This is a genomic window from Halomonas sp. B23F22_20 (assembly GCF_043496985.1).
GTDB lineage: Bacteria > Pseudomonadota > Gammaproteobacteria > Pseudomonadales > Halomonadaceae > Halomonas.
Map to the genome: position 1 here is coordinate 1 of NZ_JBIEKH010000134.1, position 544 is coordinate 544.

At 44.5% G+C, this 544-nt stretch carries 1 protein-coding gene; it reads left to right on the forward strand.

Going from position 1 to position 544, the window contains the following annotated elements:
- A partial coding sequence (locus ACGTN6_RS20955) for a PfkB family carbohydrate kinase (RefSeq protein ID WP_394595039.1) occupies positions 1–544 on the forward strand: 544 nt, incomplete at both ends.

The following is a 544-nucleotide window of genomic DNA, read 5'->3' on the forward strand; positions in this document are numbered from 1 at the left end:
AAAACCTGGGTAGACTTGGCTATAATCCAAGTTTAATTACCGCTGCAGGCAAAGATGCTGACTGGGAAATCATTGAACGTGCCTCGTCCCTCATCCAGTTAGACACCGTTATCCATATTCCATCTGCCTCTACCGGGACCTATACGGCTGTCTTAAACGCTGAAGGAGAGATGATCGTAGCTTTCGCTGATATGGAAGTTTATGATTATATCCTCCCTCCTATACTGAGCACACATGAGAAGAAATTAAGGCAGGCATCTTGCATAATTGCAGACTTAAATTGTCCCAAAGAAGGCCTTACTTACCTTTTACAAAAAGCGGAAAACAACCAAACGCCGCTTGCGTTTGTAACGGTCTCTATCCCTAAAATGGAACGACTGCCGAAAGATCTAAGCAACCTTACATGGATCATGACGAACGTTGAAGAAAGCGCTGCCTATTTTAATCTAGAGATTGAGACATACGAACAATGGAAGAACGCAGTTAAGCGCTGGCTTGAACTAGGGATTTCCTATGTGACTGTTACATGGGGCGAGCGTGGGGT